A 16,882-nucleotide genomic window follows, 5' to 3' on the forward strand; every position below is an offset into this window, starting at 1 on the left:
AGGCGCGGTGCATCTCGGCACCGTCTTCGAAGTCGGATTCTCCCCCATGTCCGGCCCGCGGTCCGAACGCCGCTGACGACCTGCAACCGTCACCATGACCGATGCAGACGCAGGTCACCGCGTCGCCGGTGCCGCCGCGGTGACCTGCGTCTGCCTTACCACCACTCTTCGTTGGAGCCGGTTTCGTAGTCGTATTCCTCTACGTGGTCCCAGTCGCGACCCGTCTTCAACCGGTAAGCGTTCGATGCGACATCGAGGATCGACTCTGCGTGCGCTGCCTCGTCAGTGGCGTACGGGGCGAACGCAGCTTTGTCGGCGAGCACCGTCGCTACCGCCTCCCAACCGCCGACGACTACGGCGCAGCGGGCATAGAGAAAGCCGTCGGCGGAAAGGCCAGTGCCTTGCGCGAGGTACTTGCGGTCCAGCTCGTATAGCTGCCGGGCCAGCACCTCGGCGAAGCCGGTGATGCGGTCGACCGGCCCCTGCGCGAGCTGCTCAGTCAGCTCTTCATAGGGAGTGTCGTCCTGGGCGTCCGGTCGTCCGCCGAGCGTGGCCACCAGCTCCCAGAACTCGTCGTCAGTAAACACTTCACTCCTTAAACGTCACGCCGGTCAGTACCAGCGCTTGTTTGCCGAGCGGTCGCCGCCCGAAGTACTGAAAATGGCGTAGCAAGGTGGTGCCGCCTCTACCGGTCCTGTGGGTGGACGGCGAACGTGTCGCCGATGCTCAGCGCACCGGCATCGCAGCGAGCCTGCTTGACCCCGGGGAACGCGCTGCTCGCGACGCGGAAGCGCGACGGCTGGGCGATATCCTGACCCGCCAGGTTCCACGGTGCCGCCGGATCCGTCGCCCGGGACCGCAGCGAGCACGACGGCGGAGCCTGGCCGGGCGACGTCGTAGTCGTCGTGCGGCTCGGTGTAGGAGACGAAACGGAGCACGGTCGGGCCAGAGCCGATCGGTGCGGCCGGCAGTCGCGGTGCGGACAGGGTCGAACCTTCTCGCGTCCGCCGCCAGTTCGGCCATCTCACAGACCGACCGGTCGAGCAGCCCGGCGAACGTCTCCAGCGGCGATATCACGCCGGGGAGTATGCCGCATCCGCCACAGCCAGCCTTGACACCGACTTGGGCGGCTTGCCGTTCCACCCACACCAGCCCAGCCACAGTGCGCGCGACCGGCCTGCGATCACGGGCCTCAAGCCGATGATGGCGACAGCAATGGTGAGCGTCAAAGCCCGTCTGACAAATTCGACAGGCAGCCTCGGACTGCGAGCATGTCACACCGACAGAGGGCATCGCTGACTGGTCAATGTGCCGGTGATACGGCGCTCGAACCACCAATAAACACGAAAGGCCCAGCTCAGAGAGCCAGGCCAATCGATACATTCGGACATATCAGCATTGTCCGGCGGTGGACCATACATGGCAGAATGCGAACCGCATACCAGCAGCTCAGGGGCCAGATATGACCGTGACGGCGGTCCGACGACGGTCTGTTTGACCGTAGCGAACCCCGGAGGCGTCGTCACGGCAGACGCTGGTCGGTGTATCGACCCGACACTCAGCGGCCGAAAACCAGGCCTCGGTCCGGCACGTGTTCCTACCACCGTTCCCCGACTCCCTGCTCGACGCGGACCTGAACTCGACCGGTCAGCTGTTGTTCAGCCGCCCTGACGGCGACCTGCTGTCCCGCCGAGACGTCAACGCGCCATGGCGGCAGGCCTGCGACGGCGACGGCGACGGCGACGGCGACGAGAAGACTGGGTGGGACGCGGTGTGCCCTGGGCTACGCCTCTACGACCTACGCCACCTGCACCGCACGTGGCTGGACGAAGACCACATCAACGAGACCGGCCAAGCCGCCAGGCTTGGGCACAAGCGCACCCATCACAAACGGCCACCACTCAACAGGCTGGCCGCCGCGCAATACCCATTGCTGGCTGCGCTGCAATCGCGCTGGCACGCGGCGTGCTCAGCCTGAGGCTGCCTGCCGATGATGGCGCCATCGTTTAGGTGGACTCGGCGGCCCGAGCCGACGGTGGCGTCCAGTTCCCGGTGTGGTCGATGACGTGCATGCCCTCCCCCGTGGGATCACGCTTGGCCTGGTACATGCCGAGATCCGCGTCGCGCAGCAGGGCGTCGAACTGCTCGCCGGCGCCGACCGCGACGCCGATGCTCGCACGGGCGGACACCTGGTGGCCCTCGATCGACACCTGCTCCGCCAGTGCGTCGAGGATGCGCCGGGCGGTGGCGACCGCACCGGCGGTGGTGGTGCCGATCAGCAGGACCACGAACTCGTCCCCGCCCAGCCGGGCGACGGTGTCGGTCGGGCGGACGCACTGGCGCAGGCGGTCGGCGACGACGACGAGCAGCTGGTCGCCGACCTGGTGACCCAGTTCGTCGTTGACGGCCTTGAAGTCGTCAAGGTCCAGCAGAAGGACCGCTTCATGGCGGGTGGGCTCGGGGTCCTGCAGGAACCGCTGCGCCCGTTCGTCGAGCAGTGCCCGGTTGGGCAGCCCGGTGAGATGGTCGTGGGTCGCCTCGTGGCGCAGCTGATCCTGCATGTTCCGGGCCTCGGTCACGTCGCGGAGGTTGATGATGACGCCGGACACGCCCGCATCGTCGAGCCGGTTGGTGGCCAGCGCCTCCAGCCAGCGGGCGGAGCCGTCGGCATGGTGGACCAGCAGCTGCCGCCGCACCCCTTCGTCCGAGCCGGCGATCACGTCAGCGAGCAGCTGCTCGACGGCCGGCGCGTCGTCGGGGCGCAGTACGCCGGCTATCGGCCGGCCCACGGCCTGCTCGGGGTCCATGCCCAGCAGGTCTTGCAGCGCCGGGCTGGCGTAGCGGACCGTACCCTGGGCGTCGACCAGCAGCGTGAGGTCGGAGGCGTGCTGGACCAGGGACCGGAAACGCTGCTCGTGGTGGCGCAGCTGCAGCATGCTCTCGTCGAGGTCGCGCAGCAGCCGTGCGTTGTCGGTGAAGGCCAGGTTCTGTCGGATCATCACCAGCAGGGCCACGGTGACCGTGCCGAGCACCATCCCCCAGCCGCGGACGGTCAGCCCTTCCTGCCACAGTTCGAACACGAGCAGCAGCTGCGTGACCGCGACGGCGACGTAGGGCAGGCGGCTGTAGGCCGGACGCGGGTGCGCGGTCAGGCCACTGTGCCGGGTACGCATCTGCAGGTATTGCACGCGGGCTGCGACCGCTAGCAGAAACGCGGACGCCAACTGGGCGGCCCGGAGGGTTTGGACGTCGTCGGCGCGCAGGTTGAGCACGTTGAAATAGGTCCAGGCTCCGATCAGCACACCTGCCCCGAGAGCCACTCCTGCCCCGGTGGTGAACGGCGCCGAACCGCTGATCAGCAACTTCACCGCCCCGAAGGCAGCGATCAGCGCCATGGCGCAGCCGAGCAACGTGGCCGCGAGCTGGCCGATGTGGCTCGGCGGGTAGCCGTCGGGTTCGCACAGGACATGCCACGCCAGCATCGCAAAGGCGACCATGACGGTGGCCACGTCCAGTCGCAGCCGCACCCGGGCGAGGCCGACCACATCCAGTGGATAGACGAGCATGGCCCAGCCCAGCAATGCCACGCCGACGGCGATGAGCGCCGACGACCCGAACAGGATGGGTGCGGACGGGGAGGCACGACCGAACCCGCCGGCCAACCCCAACACGTTGCCCAGCGCGAACAACAGGCCGGTCACGGCGAGGGTGCGCCAGAACCGGCGCGCCGCCAGGGCTATCTGCGGCCTGGTCGCGACCTGCCAGCACAGCCACGCGAAGACCAGACGAACGACGACCTTGACCACATCGGCGGCGGCCAGAGCCGCGGGTGCCACCAACACCGCCGCGATGGACACGACCGCCCCGACGACCAGCGCGGCAAGAACCGGGTCAGCAGATCGCCGCCCAGGCCGTGCCGGCATGGATCCACTCATCGGTAGCCCCCAACCCACCGCTTCCTCCGCGCGAGGTCACCCGGGCGCCGCGTCCAGCGGCGATAGTCGCCTCCGCGACCGGGCGGCGACCGGTGGGCATCCACCCGGGATCCGGCCGTGACGGAATGCGTTCTTGTTCCGCAGGCAGGGCCTCGTCGGCTAGCAGTTGGCCGGCCTGGCCGACATCGCCGCTGAGCCAGAACCCGTTCGTGCAGCGCGCTCAGGACGCATGGACCGCCCGGTCATGGCATTTACAGTAAGGCTAAGGAGATGCGATGACCGGGCGGCTCGGAAACCCGGTCGCCCCGCTTGGCAACGATGTGACCCGTACCTTCCGAGGCGGAGACCGGGTTGCGTATGTAGGTACTTTAGCACCGATACGAGATCGTAATACGCTACGGCGTCTATTCCTAGTTTATGTCCTATTTTCTTAGGCTGGGTAGTTGTGGCCTCCTCCGCAACCTCCTATGCAGCGGTTTAGCTCACCGCCCCGCTACGTCAGGCGCTTGTCCGCATGGGCGTGCCTGAGCCTCCCCCATCGCGGTCTTGGCTGGCGCCCCAGCAGATGCAGCGACCGCTTGACGGTGAGATATCTGATCAGCCCGCGCCGCTGAGCGGGGAGGCCTCGCGGTGACCGAGGGTACCCAGCGGAATCAGGAGCGCGACGCCGGAACCAGCAAGTACTCGGCCATTCCGTCGCGACCGTTCAGGCCTGCGCCCAGGCCGCCAGGTCTTCTGCCGAGTGTGAAGGGCGGCCTCGTGCCGTCTGCGGACGGGGACGGCTGCGCGTTGCGGCCCTCGGCGGCGCGGACCCGTTCACGCAGGGCAGCATAGAGGCGGGTTAGGGTGCCGTCGCGGTCCAGGTGCGACCGTAGTGGCAGACGGTCGCACAGGGTGGGAAGTCAGCGGGGCGGTGTCCGCCACACGCAGCCGTTGCGGGCCAGGTTGCGGATCGCGTTCGACACGCCGCGAAGCGTTGCAAGCCGGCGGGCCTGGGTGCCTGACCTGAGCGTCACGGGCGGCCTTCTTCTGGCAGCTCGTACAGCCCGAAACCATCCATGGATCTGGCCCCTGGTCACCGCTGGTCTGTGGCCGGTACGGCTGCGGTGCGGCCGGTGGTGTCCTCGGCGTGATAGCCGGCGAGTAGGCGCTCCTCCTCGGTCTTGCGTGGAAAGAGGAAGAACACGATCGCGGCGCCGGCAAGGACGGCGATGATGCCGGTGAGGTAGGCCCAGTCCGCCCCGGCCAGGAAGGACTGTTTGGCGGCGGCGGTGATTCGGCCGGCGTATTGGGGGAACTGCTTTTCGATGTCGATGGCGCCGGCGAACGACTTCTCCAGCTGTGCGGCCACGTTGCTGGTGATCAGGGCCTGCTCGCTGCTGGGGGCGCCGGCGATGGCTTTGCCGGCTGCGGCGACGTATCCGGCGGTGAGCAGCGCGCCGAGGATGGACTGCATGATCGCCCCGCCGAGGTCGCGTTGCAGGTCGGCGGTGCCCGAGGCCATGCCGGCCCGATGTACCGGCACCGACCCGGTCAGCGAGTGCGACGCGGGCGTGCCGGCCAGCCCGACCCCGGCGCCGACCAGGGCGTAGGCCAAGGCGACCTGCCAGTAGGGGGTGCCCTCGGCCCACAGGGTCAGCATGACGATGAAACCGAGCAGGCAGAACAGGTAACCGGTGAGCAGGGTGAAGCGGGCCCCGCGCCGGTCGACCAGCCGGGCGGAGATCGGCGCGGCCAGCACCATGAGAAACGCCGCGGGCAGGATGGCCGCGCCCGAGGCCAGGCTCGAATAGCCGAGCACGTTCTGCAGGAACTGCTGCCCGACGAACATGGCGCCCATCAGCGTGCCGAACACGACCATGCCGGCCACGGCGGCGACCCAGAACACGCGCCGGCTAGCCACATGCAGGTCGTAGAGCGGGAACCGGGTACGGCCCTGGCGGATGACGAACGCCGCACCGGCGACCACGGCGATGGCCGCCAGCCACCGGGTCAGCGTCTGCTCGCCGGCGACCGGGGCGAAGTTGATGGCCAGCACCAGCGCGGCGACGAACACCACGGACAGGAAACCGCCGAGGTTGTCGACCGGCTCGGTGTTCTCGTTGACGTGAGCGGGCACCAGCACAACAGCCAGCACCAGGGCCAGCGCGGCCAGCGGCAGCGTGACGAGGAAGACCGAGCCCCACCAGAAGTGCAACAGCAGCCACCCGGCGACCAGCGGCCCCAGGGCGGAGATGCCGCCGCCGATGCCCGACCACAGCGCGATGGACTTCGTGCGCGCCGGCCCCGACCACAGCGCGGTGATCAGAGCCAGGGTGGTCGGGAAGGCCATACCCGCCGACAGCCCGCCCAGGACCCGGGCCAGCACCAGGACCTCGACGGTGGGTGCCTAGGCGGCGAGCAGGCAGGCCGGGATGGACAGGGCCATGCCGAGTACCAGCAGCAGTTTGCGGCCGTAGCGGTCGCCGAGGGCGCCGAAGTAGAGCACCGATCCGGCAAGGCCCAGCGAGTAGGCCACCGCGACCAGGTTGAGCTGTACCTGTGAGGCGTCGAAGACCCTGGCGATCTCGGGCAGGGCCACGTTGGCCACGGCCAGGTTGAGGTTGGCCACGCCGGCGACGAGGATCAGCGCGCCGAGGACCAGGCCGCTTCTGGCCGGGCTGGTGGAGGCGGCAGCCGCCGGGGTAGCCGCACGCGCCATACCCGAATCATCTACCATGTCTAGGTTTATACGCTTTAGGAATTCCGGCCGCACAGCCAACGCCGAGCCCCGGTCCGGACTGGGTCGCCGGTGGTCGCCCGGTTACGCGAACACGTCGGGTACGTAGCGACCTTCACGTTCCATGTCGTGCAGCCACTCGTCGGCGTCCTTGTCGGAGCATGCCGCGGCTTCCTGATAGATCTTGGCCAGGGTGTCGCGTACGGCCGGTGCCATGTGCTCGCCGTCGCCGCACACGTAGACCACCGCGCCCTGTCTGAACGCGGCGCGGACACGCTCACGTTCCTGCCACAGCCGGTGCTGGACGAACGTGACATCGCCATCGGGCTTCCTGTAGAAGGCCGGGAAGACTTCGACGATGCCGTCGCGTGCCCATCCGTCCATCTCTTCGTGGTAGAGGAAGTCGACGTCGGGGTGGTCGCAGCCGAAGAAGAGCAGCCCAGTGCCGGTTTCCTCGCCGTGGGCGCTGCGGTACGCGCGTTCTTGGAGGAAACCGCGGAACGGTGCCACGCCGGTTCCGGCACCAACCATGATCACCGGTGTGTCGTTTGCGGCCGGCGGGTGGAAGGGGACGTTCGGTGTGCGGATGGCGACCGGCACCCGGTCGCCCACTTCGCGGCGGGCGAGGTAGCTCGATGCTGTGCCGTGGAACTGGCCGTGGCCGGACCAGGCCGGCGCATCGACCACGGCCACGGTGACGGAGCAGCGCGTGGGGTCGTCGCGTGGCGACGACGATATTGAATACTGCCGTACCCGCATTGCGGGCAGCATTTCGAGGAACTCGGCGAACGACAACTCGCACGATGGGTGGTCTTCGAGCAGGTCGAGCACGCTGACGCGTTTGTTCAGGATCTCTTCCTGGTAGCGGCTGTGGTCGGCGGCGATGGCCGCGAGTTCCTGCGAATCCTGCGCCGATGTGCTCTTCTCGGCCAGACGCGCCACGTTCTTGACGGTGGCCGGTGCTGACAGTTCGACGTAGCGGCCCAGCAGGTCCTCGACCACGATCGGGCGATCGGTCGGCAGTGACGCGGCGTGCGCCCCGCGGGTGGAGCGGAGCACCATGCCCGCATCGGTGCGGAGCCCGAAGCGTTGGGCGGCGCGTTGTACCAGCTCCGGATGGTTTACCGGCAGGATCGCCAGGTAGTCGCCCGCGGCGTACATGTCTCCTGCGGGCAGGCTGAATTCGAGGTGACGCTTCGACCGGCCCAACGGTGAACTCATGTCCACCAGCTCGCGGTTGACTGCAAGCGTGGCGTAGTCAAGGTCCTGCTCCCGGATGAGGGTGGCGCGGCTTGACGGCACCTCCTCCACGTCGTAGAGCGGGCCGGTGTCGACGGCGCTCGCGGTGACGCCCAGCGCGGTGTTGAGGGTGTCCCAGTAGGGCGCGTACCAGCGGTCGAAGTCGCCGAAGAAGTCGCCGCGCGCGTCGCCTTCGCCGCGTTGCATGAACGCATGTGCGCCTGCCTGCTGGAGGTGTTCGTCGACGCTCTTGGGCACTGCCTGGTAGGTCGGGGCCCAGTCGCGGTTGCCGCAGCCGAAGACCGCGTATCGGACGCCGGCGAGTGAGCCGCTGGGAACGCCGGACAGCCAGGTGCAGAACTTGGCTGCGTTGTCGGGTGGCTGCCCGTTGTAGGAGGCGGTCACGATCGTGACGGCACGATCCTTGGGGAGCATCCCGGTGTAGTCGTCCAGGGGCGCGACCGTGGCGTCGTAGCCGCGTGCCGCGCCGTCGCTGGCGATCTGGCGGGCGAAGGCCTCCGAGGCACCCGAGTTCGAGCCGTATAGCAGCAGCAGCGGTGTGCCGTGCGCGGCCGAGGCTGCGGCCTCCTTCGCTGTCGGCACTGCCGTGGCGACGGGCTTGGTCGTGACGCCGCGCTGGATGGGCTTACGCAGCCGCACCTGGATCTTGAAGCCCTGCGGTTTTAGCGTGAGGGTTTCTCTGATCACGAGGTCGTACGGCGCCGGCTCGGAGATCTCGAAGCGTTGCAGCACCATCGCGAGCACCAGCGTCGCTTCCTGGAGCGCGAAGGCATAACCGATGCAGGAACGCTGGCCGTTTCCGAAGGGCTTCCAGGCGTGTTCGGGAATGTGTGCCATGGCGTCGGGCGCGAAGCGGTCCGGGTCGAAGCGGTCCGGATCCGGCCAGACCGCGGGATCGCGGTGCGTCAGGATCGTCAGGAGCATGAGGATGTCGTCCTTGGCCACGGGATAGCGGCCCGCGAGCGTCGTGTCTTCCTTCGCGTACACACCGAACACCCCGACCGGCGGGTGCATGCGCAACGTCTCGCGCAGGACCTGATCGATGTACCCGAGCTTGGCGAGATGTTCGAATCTCGGCATCTCCGAGCCGAGCACTTCGTCGACTACTGCTCGGGCGCGTTCGAGCTGTTCCGGATGGCGCATGAGCAGGTACAGCGCGGCTGTCAGCAGCCCGCTGGTCGTCTCGTGGCCGGCGATCAGGAAGGTCACCAGCTGGGCCTGGATGTTCTCGTCGTCGAGTACCTCACCGGTGACTGGGTCCTGGGCGGTCAGCATCAAGGTCAGCAGGTCGCGCGGCACGTCCGCGGCCGCCAGTGTCCGCCGCTTGGCGAGCAGCTCCGACGTGACGGTGTGCATGAAGGCGATGTCCGCATCGTATTGACGATTCGCGCTGCGTTGCAGCTTCGTCTGCAGCGGCAGTTGCTGCATGCGATGGCCGGCCTCCTGCAAGGCCCGCACCATCGCCTCCACGAACGGGTGCATCTCGCGCTGGTAGAACGAGTTGAAGCGGTAGCCGAAACCGCACACACCGATCGTGTCGAGGGTCAGCCGCGTCATGTTGTCGACGACGTCGATCACCGTCTCGGGGCCGAACCGCTCCCATTTGGTGCACATCTGATCGGCGATATCCAGCATGTAGTCGAAGTAGTCACGCATCGCCATCGGGCTGAACGCCGGCATGAGAATCCGGTGCGCCTTACCCCAGTTGGGCTCATCGGTGTAGGCCGTGAAAAGCCCATCGTGCGTGAAGTCCCTGACCTGCTGCAGTGCGACGTTGACGCTCTTGTCGAACCGGCTCTGATCGCAGGCATCCGCGACAAGCTCATGCGAACTCAACATCAGCCACGTCTCAAGCGGCGTCGCAAAGCGGTAGATCGGGCCGAGCTCGCGCGCCAGCCGCGCCAGACTCTGTACGGGGGCATCGGCGTCGATCTCCGGCGCGTTCTTGAGCAGCAGGTGGTTCCGCGGCTCCGGAATCGTGTTGGGATCAGAAGGCTTACTCATGCTGACCACCTCGCAACGCCAACACCCGTTGAGACATCTCTGCTCGGATATCCGTTATGACCCTTAACTGCTGACTAGAAAGGATATGGTGAGGCTAACACTCTCCGAAGTCGTGTGATGGCGCGACGCCGAGTTCGCCAGCGAGGAACAGTCCTGCGCGGAAGGCCCGGCAGTACCCGAGTTCGGCACCAGTCCGGGGAGTTGTCGGAAGACCTCCTGGCAGGCCCGCCATCACGGCCGGCCGTGACAGCATCATCGGGCAGCTACCGCCCCGCTCCAACTTCGCCGCCCTGGCAGAACTTCAGCAAGCCTGGGGCGTCTCGGTCGACAGCCTCAGCTACCGCTGCCGCGAAGTCGGCATCTTCTCCGACATCACCACCACGCGCGCCTATCAGCGGCTGAACCAGCTTCGTTCGACCGGCGCATTCGCCCCCGAGCCCACCGCCGGCTTCCACGGTGAACAACCCACCCTGCTAACCAGCGCCTTTGAACTCGCGGTCGACAACGACATGACCACCTCCGCCCTGACCGACGAGCTGAAGTGGTCCGTCAAGCACATCCGCCAACTGATCGGCGACGCTGACACCCGCCCGACGCTCAACCTGCTAGCCGGAGAGGGCACCGGCCGACCTGATCGCCTTCGATCGTCGCGCCACCTCCGAGCCATCGGAGGCAGCTAGACCACGGCCCGCGGCGCCGCCTTGAGGTAGAACTAAAGCGTCGACAACGCTGGCAGATGCGCTGTCGCTTACGGGCCGGGTGTCAGTCTCTTCATCAGGCTCTGGGCTGCTTCGGTGACCAGCGCCCGGTCGTAGCTGAGGATCATCTCGAACTCACACCCGGGCGGATGATCCGGCGTCTGGATCCTTCTGGCGAAGAGGCCGCCGGCGAAGTAACTGTCGACGATGATCACAGTCCATTCCCCGGTGAGCGGGTCGTCGTCTCCCAGGGCGACGCCCTGGACGCCCGCGGCGGGGCGCGGCGGCATGTCGCGGGCGAACACGGCGGTGAGGGCGCCGTCGGCGGCGCGCGCCGCGAAACGGGCGCTGATGGTTTCAGTGAGGTACTTGACGTGCATGAACGTCGCGAGCATGACCATGGACTCGGGTGCTCGGGCGGCCATGGCCTCCATGCGGGTGCTGAGCGCGTTGAGCAGGTCCTCGGTGGCGGGGCTGGCGGCGTGGTGGCGGCTGGCGACCTCGAAGGGTGTCCTCGCGGCGGTGTCGAGCCAGGTGTTGCGGGGCAGTTCGGCACCGGGTCGCTCGTGGCGGGCCGGCAGCGGACCAGGATGTCCGAACAGCCAGCCTTGCCCCAGGGTTGCGCCCAGGCTGAGTGCCGCCTGCAGGTGGCCTTCGGTTTCGATGCCCTCCGCCAGGACCACTGCGCCCGTGCGGGCGGACTCGGCCTGGACCGCTTTCACCACCAGTTCCGACGGCTCGGTCATGGGTCTGCGCACCAGACCGCCATCGAGTTTGATCACGTCGGGGTGCAGCAGCGACATCAAGGCCAGGCTCGCCGGGTTCACCCCGACGTCGTCCAGGGCGATCCTCGCTGAACGGGCCCGCACTCGGGCCATCAGCATCAGCAGGGCCGCCGGGTCGTCTCCCAGGGACCGCTCGGTGATCTCGAAGACGATCTGCAGCTTTTCGACGGCGACGTCGACAGTCGAGATCAGGTCCGGCGGGCAGGCGGTGCGTAGCGTCGACGGCTCGGTGTTGACGAACAGCGGGACCTCATAGGGCAGTACCGCCGCCAGGGCGTGATGGAACGCCGCGGCCCGGGCTGCCCAGTCCAGCTCTCCGACCCGGCCCGCCCGCTGCGCGTGACTGAACAACGCCGCGGGAAACTCGAACGCCGAACCGGCCGGTCCCCGGGCCAGCGCCTCGTAGCCGACCACGTTACGGCCCGCGAGCGCAACGATCGGCTGAAAGACCGGATAGATGGCGCGTCCGCTCAGCAGAGCGTCAAACTCGGCATCGCTGCGCTCACCACCTTCGGCGAACCCGCTCACCCGGTCACCGGCTTTCCTAGCCCACGCCGGGCCCTTGGCATAGCCCCAGCCTAGCCACCGGCGAAGCGCCGGTACGGCCGGAGCGCATCTGCCGCAGCAGACTTATCTGCCACGTTCGATGCAGTCCGCCACGGCAAGATCGGCGTGGAGTCCGGCTGCGCTTGCGGCTGCCACGCCCACCAAGGGTGTTGATTTCAAGCTCAGAACGCTGTTATTCCTGATGCGGTGAATGAGCTTCTTCGGCAATGTTAGGCTATTTTGAGCATAATTCGCTTGCTTTCAGCCGTTTATAACTGGCGTTGTCCCGGCCCGCGACCATGGGAGGGAGCCTGACTGTGGCTCAGGCGCAGAGCATTGTTCAGGAGATCCTCGACTACTCGAGCCGGGCCGACCCGTACCCGCTGTATGCCGAACTCCGTAAGACCCCGGTGGCCGAGCAGGAGGACGGCAGCTTTGTGGTCAGCACCTACCGGGAGATATCGGAGTTGCTGCACAACCCGCAGCTGAGCTCCGATGTGCGTCTGCAGACGCGTCCCAAGCCGTCGGAGGCCTGGAGCCAGGAGACGCCGGAGTTCATCAATCTCGATCCGCCCGAGCACGACCGGCTGCGGCGCATGACGATGCGCCACTTCGGCCCCCCGCACCGGCCCGGGCTGGTGGACGCGATGAGGCCCGAGCTGGCCGCCATCGTCAGCGACCTGATCGACGGCTTCGCAGGCAAGGCTCAGATCGACGTCGTCGACGACTTCGCCTACCCGTTCCCGGTCACGGTGATCTGTCGCCTGCTCGGCGTTCCACGCGAGGACGAGTCACGCTTCCGCCGGTGGGTCGAGTCGGAGATCGAGGTCATGGACTACGACCCGAGTCTGGACCCTCCGGAAACGTTGCAGGAAGGCATGCAGGCCATCGACGACCTACACCAGTACCTCGGCGGCCTTCTGGACAGCCGCCGCGGTCGGCCAGGCGACGACCTGCTGTCGCGGCTGGCCGGCGACGACGGCCCTGACGGGCGCATGACCGACGAGCAGATCGTGAGCACGGCCAACCTGCTGCTCGTCGCCGGCCATGAGACCACCGTCAATCTGATCACCAACGGTGTGCTGACGCTGTTGCGGCACCCGGACGTGCTCGAGCGGCTACGCGCCGAACCCGGCCTCGTCGTTTCCCTGGTCGAGGAGCTGCTGCGCTACGAGCCGCCGGTGCAGATCGTCCCGTGGCGGGTGGCCTACAGCAACATCACCGTCGCCGGCACCGTCGTCGCCCAGGGCTCGCAGGTCATGCTCATGCTCGCCGCGGGCAACCGCGACCCCGACCGCTTTCACGACCCCGACCGGTTCGACCCCGACCGCCGCGACAACCAGCACCTCGGGTTCGGCGGGGGCATCCACCTGTGCTTCGGCGGACCGCTGGCCCGGCTTGAAGCCCAGATCGCGCTGTCTGAGTTCGTCCGCCGCGTCGACCGCCCCCGGCTGACCGCCGACCCACCGCCGTATCGACGAAGCCCCCTGCTACGGGGCCCGGTCCACCTCCTCGTCGACCACGGGTGACACCCGTGGCGTCGAGCGCAGTAGGCAGGACGGACGCTCACCGCGGCACGGCCCGCCAGCGTCGGTAACCCTCACGCATCGTCCCGCAAGAAGCGGTGCACGCAAGCGGCGGCCACGTCCCAGCGTGACCCCTACGCGAAGGAGGTCAGCAATGGCCACCACCACAGGTCAGGCTGAGCACGCCGGCACTGACTATTCCCGCACCGAGCGGGTCGGCTTCGCCATCTACATGATCGTCGGCCCGCTCATCGTCCTCGCCGCGACGATCATCCATCCGCCGCACGGCATCCGGGTCACGAGCGGCTCGGAGTACTACGGCGCCGCCCACGACCACACGACCCGCTTCTACATCGCGCACACGCTGTTCTTCCTCGGCGGGGTCTTCCTGCTCCCAGCAGTCATCGGGCTGACCCGGCTCGTACGGCGCACCCATCCCAAGGCGGCCTTCTGGGGCCTCGTGCTCTCAGCCATGGGCTTCGTGAGCTGGGGGGCGTTCGACGGCATGGACTTCATGACCTACGTCGCCGGTTCGGAGAAGAACCTCAACACGACCATGATGCAGGGCTACATCGACGACGCGCTGGCCAACACCGCCGTCACGATCCCGACCGGCATCATCTTCCTGCTGCTCGTCACCGGACTCGTCGTCACCTGCGTCGGACTGCACCGCGCGGGCATCTTGCATCTCGGGCTCGCGCTGCTGCTGCCCATCGGCGTGCTCGGCGTACTCAGCTTCCTCAACTATCCGCCGCTGCTGATCGCCTCCGGCCTGTGCCTGTGCGCCAGCGTCGGAACCGTCGGCGTACGCCAACTCCGGACACCGGACGCGGCGATACCCGGGCAGCCGGCACCGGCGTCATGAACGCCCGGCACACGGACTTCCACGCCGAGCAGCCGCCCGCATCAGTCGACAATGCGCCGAGCAACGCCCAGCCAGACTCCGTTGGTGGGCGAGGGCTGAGGATGTCCGGCGGGGCGGTGGTGGTCCGATACTGGGCTGGGTTCGCCTCGTTGGGAGCCGGGCTCATCCACCTCACCGTCGTCTCGGAGCACGTCGCCCAGTGGTGGCTGTACGGCGTCTTCTTCATCCTGCTCGGTGTCGCGCAGATGGGATGGGCCGTGGACGCGCTGGCAGGAGACCTGTTGCCGATCCCGCGCCCGTTCGCGGCGGTGAACGCCGCGGTCGTCGGCCTCTGGCTGCTCACCCGCACGACCGGGCTACCGATCGGACCCGAGCCGTGGCGGGCCGAAACGGTCGGTGCGGCCGACCTGCTGTGCAGCGTCCTGGAGGTGCTCGTGGTCGCGTTGCTCGTGCTCGCGATCCACCGCCCTTCCGTTCAGGAGCCGAGGGCTCTCAGCAAAGAACAGATCGGCTTGATCGCCGTGGGCGCGGTAGCGATAGCTGCCATCACCGTTGCCGCCCTGGCGACCAGCCCACCTCGCGTCGGAGGACACGCCCCCCATCACGGCGCTGCCTCACCCACCCCCGACAGCTCAGCGACGACCAGACCTCCTGCACCAGGCAGCAGGCAACACCAGCCCCCGGTCTGAACGCTCAGCTGGCGGCTCGGCGCGTACATGATGCCGCGTCACCGGCCAGGCAGATCGCGGCACCGATCATGTCGTAGCGGCCGGGTCGGACTCGTCCACGACCATGCCCCCGCCAGGGAGCCGGCGACGAACACCCCTCCATGGGCGGCCAGGTCGACCTCTACCTGTACACCGCAACGAGCGGCGGCTGCGAGTCCGCCCGCTCTTGGCTCGGTGATCCGCTGAAGACCTGGTACCGGGTCGGCACCGAACCCCACGCCCCACGTTCATCGGGGCCTCGGTCTGGGACAACCGGGGACGTCAACGACGAGCCTAACCGTGGGCGATTTGCGACTATTATGTGGCTGGGGCGGGAACGCTTAGTGGTTCATGTCCGATTGGTGTCCTTGCGGAGGTGGCTGTGAGTGTCCCCCAAGCCCGGCCGGACGGGGGCACCGAGTTCGATCAGATCCTGTCCCAGCGTTTGATCCGGCCTGTCTTCCAGCCGGTCGTGGCGCTCGAGGACGGGCTGCCGGTCGGTTATGAGGCGCTGGCTCGGGGGCCTGAGGGGAGCCGGTTCGTCAGCCCGGATGCGCTGTTCACTGAAGCCGAACGGCGCGGGGTGGTGACGCACCTCGACTGGATCTGCTGCTCGGTGGCGTGTGAGGCGGCCTTGCGCGCCGGCGGTCAGAGGTTCCCGCTGTTCCTCAACGTGGAGCCGCAGACGGTCGGGTCCGCGTGTCCGCCCGAACTGGTCGGCATCTATGAGGAGGTGCTCAGCCGGCTCGATTTGGTGATCGAGTTGACCGAGCGGGAGGTCAGGAACCCGGCCGAGCTGATCCGGTTTGTGATCGGTGCGCGCACCAACCACAACCGCCTAGCCCTCGATGACGTCGGAGCCGACCCCGCCAGCCTGAACATGATGGCGCTGGTACGCCCCGACGTCATCAAACTTGACCGTGCTGTGGTCCAGGGCGGGGCGACGTGGGCGCAGTCCTACGTGGTCAACGCCGTGCTTACCGAAGCCGGCCGCACCGGCGCGGTCGTGCTGGCCGAGGGCATCGAGACCCGCGAGCATCTCGACGCCGCCCGCGCCGTGGGCGCACGCCTGGGCCAGGGGTGGCTGTTCGGCAGGCCCGGTCCGCTGCCGGATGTCGTCGAACTTTCGCCCGTGCAGCTTCCCCGCGTCAGTCCCCTTCCGTCGACGAACACCACTCCTTTCGCTGTCGTGGAACAGACAAGCTCGCTCAGCCCGGCGACCCTCGCGATGCTCACGCCCATGCGCCGCCTACTGGAGCAGACGGCGCTGCATACTGATGACGCGACCATGCTGTTCGCCGTCGTACAGGACCGCGACCTCGACGCCGAGACGCGCATGGCCTACAGCCACATCGCCAACCGCGGCGTCGCGGTCACCGCATACGGCCCGGGTTTGCCGCCACTGCCCGGTCCCGGCATCCAGGGTGTGTCGCTAGCCGCCGACGACCCACTGGCAGAGGAACTGGCGGTGCTAGTCATCGGCAGCTACTTCGCCGCCGGACTCATCGCCAGAGCGCGTCCACATGCCGCCGACGACGAAGCGGGGCCGACCTACGACTTCGTGCTGACCTACGATCGGCTGCTGGTGACCGAGGCAGGGTGCACGCTGATCAACCGGATCCCGGAGCTGACCTATGGATTCGGCTCTCCACACAGCTGACCGGCCCGCCAGCAGCTGCGCGGCCTGGCGCATCGCGGCGACGGTCGGGGCGGCGAACAGTCTGTGCTCGACGCCCAGGTCCTCGATGTCGGTGCCGTACTGGTCGCCCCAGTTGTGCTCGGTGGCAGCCCGGCGGTGACCAGCTCCGCCAGCTCAGGATGCTGCTCGGATGGGGCG

The 16,882-nt window shown here is 67.8% G+C and carries 9 protein-coding genes and 1 pseudogene; 5 read left to right on the plus strand and 5 right to left on the minus strand.

Features of this window, described 5'->3' with window-relative positions:
- Window positions 1-155: 155 nt before the first annotated feature.
- A complete protein-coding gene (locus F9C41_RS13170) occupies window positions 156-587 on the minus strand; it encodes a DUF4240 domain-containing protein (RefSeq protein ID WP_155387077.1) in 432 nt (143 codons plus the stop codon).
- Between the two features lie 1,004 nt (window positions 588-1,591).
- Here F9C41_RS13170 and F9C41_RS13175 point away from each other — a divergent pair.
- The gene (locus F9C41_RS13175) at window positions 1,592-1,978 is read left to right on the plus strand and encodes a hypothetical protein (protein WP_155387078.1); all 387 of its coding nucleotides are present in this window, start codon (window positions 1,592-1,594) and stop codon (window positions 1,976-1,978) included.
- A gap of 28 nt (window positions 1,979-2,006) precedes the next feature.
- On the opposite strand, the gene F9C41_RS13180 is transcribed toward F9C41_RS13175, so the two are convergent.
- The 4 genes and pseudogenes from F9C41_RS13180 to F9C41_RS13195 form a co-directional block, all read right to left on the minus strand.
- Window positions 2,007-3,923: a sensor domain-containing diguanylate cyclase gene (locus F9C41_RS13180; protein WP_196279745.1), complete on the minus strand. Its 1,917-nt coding sequence runs from the start codon at window positions 3,921-3,923 to the stop codon at window positions 2,007-2,009.
- 1,087 nt (window positions 3,924-5,010) lie between these two features.
- A pseudogene (locus F9C41_RS13185) lies at window positions 5,011-6,654 on the minus strand (MFS transporter).
- A gap of 84 nt (window positions 6,655-6,738) precedes the next feature.
- A complete protein-coding gene (locus F9C41_RS13190) occupies window positions 6,739-9,918 on the minus strand; it encodes a bifunctional cytochrome P450/NADPH--P450 reductase (RefSeq protein WP_155387080.1) in 3,180 nt (1,059 codons plus the stop codon).
- 748 nt (window positions 9,919-10,666) lie between these two features.
- Window positions 10,667-11,929: a sensor domain-containing phosphodiesterase gene (locus tag F9C41_RS13195; protein WP_155387081.1), complete on the minus strand. Its 1,263-nt coding sequence runs from the start codon at window positions 11,927-11,929 to the stop codon at window positions 10,667-10,669.
- Between the two features lie 335 nt (window positions 11,930-12,264).
- Here F9C41_RS13195 and F9C41_RS13200 point away from each other — a divergent pair, with 335 nt between their 5' ends.
- The 4 genes from F9C41_RS13200 to F9C41_RS13215 all read left to right on the plus strand — a co-directional run bounded on the left by F9C41_RS13200 (window position 12,265) and on the right by F9C41_RS13215 (window position 16,705).
- On the plus strand, window positions 12,265-13,476 hold the full coding sequence (locus F9C41_RS13200) for a cytochrome P450 (protein ID WP_155387082.1): 1,212 nt from the start codon (window positions 12,265-12,267) through the stop codon (window positions 13,474-13,476).
- Window positions 13,477-13,627: 151 nt separating this feature from the next.
- Window positions 13,628-14,338 (plus strand): hypothetical protein, encoded by a 711-nt coding sequence (locus tag F9C41_RS13205; RefSeq protein ID WP_155387083.1) that lies wholly within the window; start codon window positions 13,628-13,630, stop codon window positions 14,336-14,338.
- Window positions 14,339-14,439: 101 nt separating this feature from the next.
- Entirely contained in the window at window positions 14,440-15,027 is a 588-nt protein-coding gene (locus F9C41_RS13210; RefSeq protein WP_155387084.1) for a hypothetical protein, read from the plus strand.
- Between the two features lie 400 nt (window positions 15,028-15,427).
- Entirely contained in the window at window positions 15,428-16,705 is a 1,278-nt protein-coding gene (locus tag F9C41_RS13215) for an EAL domain-containing protein (protein ID WP_196279747.1), read from the plus strand.
- Window positions 16,706-16,882 lie beyond the last annotated feature (177 nt).

Source organism: Catellatospora paridis, from assembly GCF_009720365.1.
GTDB lineage: Bacteria > Actinomycetota > Actinomycetes > Mycobacteriales > Micromonosporaceae > Catellatospora > Catellatospora paridis.